7 protein-coding genes and 1 pseudogene are annotated in these 7,254 nt (G+C 64.2%); 4 read left to right on the forward strand and 4 right to left on the reverse strand.

Features of this window, described 5'->3' with window-relative positions; genetic code table 11:
• Window positions 1–133: 133 nt before the first annotated feature.
• Window positions 134–1,183 carry a hydroxyacid dehydrogenase gene (locus XH84_RS08010; RefSeq protein WP_128919020.1) on the forward strand — a complete coding sequence of 350 codons (1,050 nt, stop codon included), beginning with the start codon at window positions 134–136 and terminating at the stop codon, window positions 1,181–1,183.
• Between the two features lie 116 nt (window positions 1,184–1,299).
• Window positions 1,300–1,749, forward strand: a complete 450-nt coding sequence (locus XH84_RS08015) for a flagellar basal body rod protein FlgC (RefSeq protein WP_128919021.1) — start codon at window positions 1,300–1,302, stop codon at window positions 1,747–1,749.
• An 88-nt stretch (window positions 1,750–1,837) separates the two neighbouring features.
• On the opposite strand, the gene XH84_RS08020 is transcribed toward XH84_RS08015, so the two are convergent.
• Window positions 1,838–2,578: an ornithine cyclodeaminase family protein gene (locus XH84_RS08020; protein WP_245471652.1), complete on the reverse strand. Its 741-nt coding sequence runs from the start codon at window positions 2,576–2,578 to the stop codon at window positions 1,838–1,840.
• A 162-nt stretch (window positions 2,579–2,740) separates the two neighbouring features.
• Here XH84_RS08020 and XH84_RS08025 point away from each other — a divergent pair, with 162 nt between their 5' ends.
• Window positions 2,741–2,953, forward strand: coding sequence for a hypothetical protein (locus tag XH84_RS08025; protein WP_128919022.1), 213 nt, complete (start codon window positions 2,741–2,743; stop codon window positions 2,951–2,953).
• A gap of 111 nt (window positions 2,954–3,064) precedes the next feature.
• Here XH84_RS08025 and XH84_RS08030 read toward each other — a convergent pair.
• From XH84_RS08030 to XH84_RS08040, 3 genes and pseudogenes are all read right to left on the reverse strand, one after another.
• Window positions 3,065–3,642, reverse strand: a pseudogene (locus XH84_RS08030) (GNAT family N-acetyltransferase).
• Window positions 3,643–3,648: 6 nt separating this feature from the next.
• Complete coding sequence (locus tag XH84_RS08035) at window positions 3,649–6,006, reverse strand: Orn/Lys/Arg family decarboxylase (protein ID WP_128919023.1); 2,358 nt, start codon at window positions 6,004–6,006, stop codon at window positions 3,649–3,651.
• A gap of 107 nt (window positions 6,007–6,113) precedes the next feature.
• Window positions 6,114–6,593 (reverse strand): Lrp/AsnC family transcriptional regulator, encoded by a 480-nt coding sequence (locus XH84_RS08040; protein WP_164936200.1) that lies wholly within the window; start codon window positions 6,591–6,593, stop codon window positions 6,114–6,116.
• Window positions 6,594–6,736: 143 nt separating this feature from the next.
• Between XH84_RS08040 and XH84_RS08045 the strand changes: the two genes are divergently transcribed.
• The coding region (locus XH84_RS08045; protein ID WP_430641876.1) for an alanine dehydrogenase at window positions 6,737–7,254 on the forward strand (518 nt) is incomplete at its 3' end.

Genomic DNA, 7,254 nt, shown 5'->3' on the forward strand with positions numbered 1-7,254 from the left:
GCGCCAGACGGCCTGCCGTGGCCGGCACCGCCGTGTCATAAGCGGCGACAACGAGAAAACGGGAGGGAGGCACGGACGGGGGGCGCATCGCGCTGACCTTGCGGCGCCCTTCAAGAGAGCCGGAAGGGTCCTGATGTCCGTCAACAATAAGCGCGTCTTCTACGTCAAATACCTGGCCAATCCGATCTATGTCGACATCCTGAAGGCGCGGCCCGACGTTCGGCTCGATCGCATCGAGAACGAGAGTCCCGAAGATTACTACGCGCCGATTCTGAGCGCGGCGCATGCCTACCAGATCGGCGCGGCCCGCGACGAGCTCGCCCCGCATTTCCATGTCGATGCCGCGTTCCTGAAGCGCACCCCGAACCTGCTGCTTGTCTCCAGCAACGGCGCGGGCTTCGATCCCGTCGACGTTGAAGCCTGCACCGTCGCGGGCGTCCTGGTCGTCAACCAGTCCGGCGGCAATGCCCATTCGGTTGCCGAGCATGCGCTGGCGATGATGCTGACGCTGTCCAAGCGCATCATTCAGTCCGATCGCCGCCTGCGCCGGGAAGCCAACGTCAACCGCAACGAGCTGGTCGGCAACGAGGTCGAGCACAAGACCGTCGGCATCATTGGCCTCGGCAATGTCGGCCGCCGCATCGCCGCGCTGTGCAAGGGCCTGCTTGGCATGAAGGTGCTGGCCTATGATCCGTATCTCAGCGCCGAGGTGATGGCGGAGCGGGGCGGGGAGAAGGTGGAGCTGGATGAGCTGCTGCGGCGCGCCGATTTCGTCTCGATCTCCTGTCCGCTCGACAAGGGCAGCCGCAACATGATCAGCGTACGGGAATTCGCGCTGATGCAGCCGCATGCCTACTTCATCACCACGGCGCGCGGCTTCATCCACGACGAGGATGCGCTGCTCCAGGCCCTGCGCGACAAGCGCATCGCCGGTGCCGGCCTCGACGTCTGGTCCAAGGAGCCCCCGCCGCCGGAGCATCCGCTGCTCCAGTTCGACAACGTGCTGGCAAGCCCCCATACCGCGGGGGTGACCATCGAGGCGCGCCAGAACATGGGCCGGATCGCGGCCGAGCAGGTGCTGGATACGCTCGACGGCAAGCGCCCGCCGCGCATCATCAATCCCGAGGTCTGGCCGGTCTATGCCGAACGTTTCAAGCAGGCGTTCGGCGTGATGCCGGGGTAGGGGCGCGAAGGAGCAGCGCGCTCGGATTCATTGGTTACCATGACGGAAAGGCAAAGCGCCGCATCTTATCGATCGGGTAAGTGAACGCGTATCACTTGTCCTGTAATTGAAAGTCCATGAGCATATTCTCCATTGCGACATCCGGGCTTTCTGCGGCGAGTTTGCGTCTGAACGTTGCCGCGAGCAACATCGCCAACGTTCAAACGACCGGCCCGCTGCCAGCGTCGGGCGGATCGAGCCCGTCGGCCGGCGCTGCCAGTTCGAGCATTGCTCCGACGTTTCCCGCGGCTTACGTGCCATTGCGCGTCGATCAGGTCGATCAATCGAGCGGCTCGACGCCGGGCGGCACGGTCGCGACGGTGTCGACGGTATCGCCGAGCTATACCGCACAATCCGACCCAAGCGCTCCCTTCGCAAACCAGGATGGCCTGGTCGCAGCGCCGAATGTCGATATCGCCGGCGAATTCGTTCAACTGGCGGCCGCAAAGTACAGCTTCATTGCCAATGCAAAGGTCATTCAGGCCTACGCGGAAACGACAGAGTCGCTTCTCGACATCAAGGCGTGACGGCTGACGTCGGTTTTGCCTTCGCCTGCTCCGGGATAGGCCGTCTACCCCAGCTTTGCCCCGAGTTGCTGGAACACGGCCTCGCAAGTCATGAGGTCGAGATGGCCGCCGCCGGCATTCTTGAAGAAGGTGATGTCGGACGGTGAGGCGCGTCCTTGCACACGGCCGCCGGCGAGATCGTAGAGATCGCCGAGCACGTCCGCCTCGACCGCAAATTACGGCCCTTGATGAGCGGCTGATGCGATCGCGTGCAGGTGGTGATGATGTCAGCCTCGCGCGTCGCGGCGTCGAGATCGGTGGTCGTTTCCGCTTTCACGCCGTCTTCAGCCAACCGCCTGGCAAGGTCGATGGCTCGCTCCGGGCTTCGATTCCAGATCAGGACGCGCTTGAGCGACGGCCTCACCGTTCGGTGCCCCCGGATCAGCCATTCGGACATCTCACCGGCACCGATGCAAAGCAGCGTCTCTGGGTTGGACGGGGCGAGCAATTTCGTGCCGAGTGCGGAATCGACGGCCGTGCGCCAGCGCGTGATCTCGGTCCCGTCCATCGCGGCCAGCGGTCGTCCGTTGGTGCCGTCGAACAGCACGCACACGGCCTGCACCGCCGGCATCTTGCCGTCCGCCAGATTGGCGGGGAAGCTGGTGAACATCTTGCTCGCCATGTAGCGGCCGGGATCGACGGCGCTGCGGATGACGTATTGCCCTTTCTCGTCGCCGAGGAAGGCGTCCAGCACCTCCATCTTCGGCCGGCGATGCGCCGCTTCCAGGGCCGCAACGAGGATCGGAAACGTCAGAACTGTTGTGACTTCGGTGTCTGAGACAAAGTGCAAGGCAAAATCCTCATGGGCGACCGGCACTTGGCCCTAAACCCGCCCCGCGAGTTCCGCAACGAATCTTGCGCCGGGCGCGACAAGCCTTGATGCGCGTCAAAATCTCCTTTCCCGGTCCGGCCTAAATGGGACTAGAGTGCCGGGGGGCAGCAGGGAGGTCCCATGTCAACCTATGTCGTCAAGTTCATGAAAAACGTGCTCGGCGAGTACGGCCGACAGAGCGAGATTTGCCAGGGTACGCTGGAAATCGACGCCTCCGACGAGGACGAAGCCAGGGAGCGGGCGAAGGCCAGGTTCTGCAAGGACCAGGCGCTGCACCACTGGTCGCTTCATGCCGACCGCATCCATGTGAAGCCGGCCGACTATCCGTCGTGAGGCCGCTTGTTTGAGCATGATCTCCGCGCAAACGCGCTCCGCGTTTGTCGCGAGGGAAAACCGCTACGCATTTTGTTGCGCTAACGCGACCCTTCGGGTCCGGATCATGCTCTATCGGCCCGACGCCGTGACGGGCGGAGGCGCCGTCGTCCCGGCGCCGAGCGAGCGCTGCACCATGACGGTGTCGGACCAGCGGCCGTGGCGATAGGCGACGCCGCAGAGCAGTCCGGCGCGCGCGAAGCCGAACTTCTCGTGCAGCGCCAGCGAGGGCGCGTTGTCGGCATCGATATAGCCGATCATCTGGCGGAAGCCGGCCGCCGCACAAGCATCGATCAATTCCTGCAGCAGCCGCCGCCCGACCCCGCGGCCGAGCTGCTCGTGGTGAACGTAGATCGAATGCTTGGCCGTGTAGCGATAGGCCGGCCGCTTGCGAAACAGCACGGCGTAGGCATAGCCGACCACCTCGCCGCGAAAGGTTGCGACCAGATGCGGAGGCGGGTCTGCTTCAGGTTCTTGCGCCGGTCGCGCAAATCGTCCGGCTCGGGTGCGCCGGTTCCCTCGACATCGCGCGGCACGCCATTGCGGACGTGATGGCGGTAGATCGCCAACATCGCCTCGACGTCGCTCTCACGTGACGTGCGGACCAGGACCGGCTCGTCGTCCGTGCGCGCAACTGCTGTTTCGTTCATTCGCAACTACTCGGCAACGACGTAAGTGTAGAGCCCGATCCTTCCCTGAGCATCGACCTCCTTGTAGACGCCCTGGATCTCGACGTCGAAACCCGGAAACGTGTTGAAGCAGGTCTCGAACATCTTGAGATAATCCACCATGGGCTTGGCCCGTTCGCTCAACCGCTCGCCGGGCACGATGGTGGCGATGCCGGGCGGATAGACCACGAAGGGCGTGGTGGCGATGCGGCCCGCGATCGCCTCGATCGGCAGATAATCGACATCATTGCGGAACAAGTACCGCGCGGCATCGCGGGGCGACATGGCGATCTCGGGCATATGCTCCGGCATGAACTGCCGCGCCTGGAGCGCGCTGACGTCGGCGGCGCGGAAGAAGCGGTGCATCTCACCGCAGAGGTCGCGTAAGCGGACGCCGGCGTAGCGCGCTTGCCGGCGTTGGTGGAACTCTGGAATGACGTCCGCGAGTAGCGCATTGTCGTCGTGGAGCTTCTTGAAGGCGACGAGGCCGGAGATCAGTGTGCCGGCCTTGCTCGCCTCGACGCCGGGGGTGAGCAGGAAGAGCAGGGAGTTGAGGTCGTTCTTTTCCGGGACGATGCGGTTCTCGCGCAGATATTGCGCGACGATCGGCGCGGGGATGCCGTGCTCGGCATAGGCGCCGGTGGTACGGTCGAAGCCGGGCGTCAGCAGCGTCAGCTTGTTCGGGTCGGTCATGGCAAAGCCCTCGGTGAGGCCGGGGAAACCATGCCAGGTGCTGTCGGGCGAGAGTTGCCACAGCGCCGGATTGGTGGCGAGCTCGTCGGTGGAGAGGGTCTCCCAGGCGACGTTGTGCACGGCCCCGGGGCGGCTGACGTCGGGAATGGCGACACGGTCGGGAACGAAGGGTTCGAAGAACCAGCGTCGATCGGGGTTCTGCTCCTTCTCTTCGAACTCCCGGCGCATCGCGCGGATCTTCTTGCGCAGCTCGATGCCAAGCCGGATCGTGTCGTCCCACAGCACTTCGCCGGAGCGGCCCTTCATCATCTGCGCGCCGACGTCGAGCGAGGCGAACAGCGGATAGAACGGCGAGGTGGAGGCGTGCTGCATGAAGCTCTCGTTGAAGCGGCGATGCTCGACGCGTCGCTTCTGGCCGCGGATATGGCGGTCCTTGATGTGGATCTGCGAGGCTTGCGAGAAGCTGGCGAGCTGCTTGTGGGTCGACTGCGTCGCAATGATGCCGGGCGCCTCGGGGGGAAGATTGGACAGGCCCATGGCGAAGCGGCCGGTAAAGAGCGGGTGGAACTTCATGAAGCCGGCCCAGGCCTCGTCGAACAGGATATATTCGCAGAGATGGCCGATGCGCTTCAAGATCATCTCGGCGCTGTGGATCGAGCCGTCATAGGTGCATTGCTCGACGACGGCGACGCGGAACGGACGCTCCTTGCGCCAGGCGTCGCGATCCCCAACCAGCGGATGGTTGCGGATCGCCTCGCGCAAGTTTCTTTCGTCGAGCGCGTCCCAGCGCATCGGGCCGATCAGGCCCCAGGCGTTGCGGATGGTCGGGACGTAGACCGGGACGCCGCCGTTGATCATCAGAGCGCCGTGATGGGCGGCCTTGTGGTTGTTGCGATCGAACAGCACGAGATCGCCGTCGGTGACGAGCGCGCCGAGCGCGACCTTGTTCGAGGTGGAGGTGCCGTTGAGCACGAAATAGGTCTTTTCCGCGCCGAAGATCTGGGCGGCCTCCTTCTGCGCCTTCAGCGCGGGACCTTCATGGGTGAGGAGATCGCCAAGATCGAGCACGGAATTGTCGAGGTCGTCGCGGAACACGGATTCGCCGAGATGCTCGACGAAGACGCGGCCGACCGGGCTGCGGTTGTAGAACACGCCGCCATTGTGACCCGGGCAGGTCCAGAGCTGGTTGCCTTCCTCGGCGTAGTCGACCAGCGCGCCGAAGAACGGCGTCTTCAATGTTTCGGCATATTGCTTCAGCCGGCTGATCAAATTCTTGGCGATAAAGGGCGGGGTCTCCTCGGACAGGAAGACATAGCCGTCGATGAAGTCGAGCACCTCGACCGGCAGGTCCTCGAAGCGCTTGCGCCGGATCAGCAGGATGATCGGGAAGTCGAGGCCGCGGCGCCGCATCAGATTGATCAGCGCCGAGGTCTTGCCCTCCAGGCCCTTCTTGCCCCAGTCCACCACCATGCAGCCGATCGCGGCATCGGTCTGCACAGCGATCTCGGCGTCTTCCAGCTTGCGGGCCCGGACCACCTCGAAACCGGAGCGCTGGATCTCCTCGATGATCTGGTTGAAACGAATGCCTTCGAGATCGTCGGCGTCGAACACAGGTGCGGCGAACAGGAAGTTGAAGCGCTTGAAATAGTCCATGGTCTGTCCCGAATGTGCAGGAGATACAGCTCTCGGCACATTCGATGACAGTCGGATGACAGCAAAGTCGGTCGATCCTTCCTGCCGTTTGCGGGGGCAGGGAGCCTCTAGCGCTTCGCCTCGCCGAACACCACGGTCGGCACCGCGCGGTTGACGATTTCGCGCAAAGCGAAGCTCGATTGCACGCGCGCGACGCGCGGCAGCCGGGACAGCTCGGTGCGGTGGATACGCTCGAAATCCTGGATGTCCCGGGCCAGCACGATGAGGATGTAGTCGTCGGTGCCCGACATCAGGAAGCAGCGCACGACGGAGGGACATTTCACCACTTCCGCCTCGAAGGCCTTCAGCGCATCGTCGCTCTGGCTCTCCAGCGCGATGCGAACCAGCACAGTGGTGGTGAGGCCGAACTGGGCGAGGTCGAGCGCGGCCTGGTAGGCCTGGATGTAGCCGTCGTCTTCAAGCGTCTTCTGTCGCCGCGCCAGCGCCGTGCTCGACAGGCCGATCTTGTTGGCGAGCTCGGTATGGCTGGCGCGCGCATTGGTCGTGAGTTCCGCGAGGATGGCGAGGTCTTTCCGATCGAGGGCCAAGGTTTCGTTTCCAGCGTGAAAGGGCACTTCGGCGCCGGAAACCGGCGCGGGTCCATTGAAGCTAGCGGATATTTGCACGAAACCAAACCCGCCCGGTCGCTACGATGAGGAGCGGAATCAATGCGTTGGCGAAGGAGCTCAAGATGCGCGTCGGTGTTCCCAAGGAAATCAAGGTGCAGGAATATCGCGTCGGGCTCACCCCGGGCGCCGTCCGTGAATATGTCGCAGCCGGTCATCAGGTAGAGGTCGAGACCGGCGCCGGCGCCGGCATCGGCGCGTCCGACGAGGTGTATCGGCGGGCAGGGGCCACCATTGCCGGCAGCGCCCGCGACATCTTCGCCAAGTCCGACATGATCGTGAAGGTCAAGGAGCCGCAGAAAAGCGAGTGGGCCCAGCTTCGAGAAAACCAGATTCTATTTACTTATCTTCATCTTGCGCCGGATCCGGAGCAGGCCAAGGGCCTCGTTGCCTCCGGCTGCACCGCGATCGCCTATGAAACTGTCACGGACGCGAACGGTCACCTCCCGCTGCTCGCCCCGATGAGCGAAGTCGCCGGCCGCCTCGCCATCGAGGCCGCCGGCGCCGCGCTCAAGCGCTCGGCCGGCGGCCGCGGCCTGCTGCTGGGCGGCGTGCCCGGCGTGCAGCCGGCGCGCGTCGTCGT

The sequence above is a fragment of the Bradyrhizobium nanningense genome (assembly GCF_004114535.1).
GTDB classification, from domain to species: domain Bacteria; phylum Pseudomonadota; class Alphaproteobacteria; order Rhizobiales; family Xanthobacteraceae; genus Bradyrhizobium; species Bradyrhizobium nanningense.

What these genes read in the sequence shown, in the direction of transcription:
- XH84_RS08025 (WP_128919022.1), top strand. Translation starts at nt 2,741, where the DNA reads ATGTCAACCTATGTCGTCAAGTTCATGAAAAACGTGCTCGGCGAGTAC.
- XH84_RS08035 (WP_128919023.1), bottom strand. Translation starts at nt 6,006, where the DNA reads ATGGACTATTTCAAGCGCTTCAACTTCCTGTTCGCCGCACCTGTGTTC.
- XH84_RS08010 (WP_128919020.1), top strand. Translation starts at nt 134, where the DNA reads ATGTCCGTCAACAATAAGCGCGTCTTCTACGTCAAATACCTGGCCAAT.
- XH84_RS08015 (WP_128919021.1), top strand. Translation starts at nt 1,300, where the DNA reads ATGAGCATATTCTCCATTGCGACATCCGGGCTTTCTGCGGCGAGTTTG.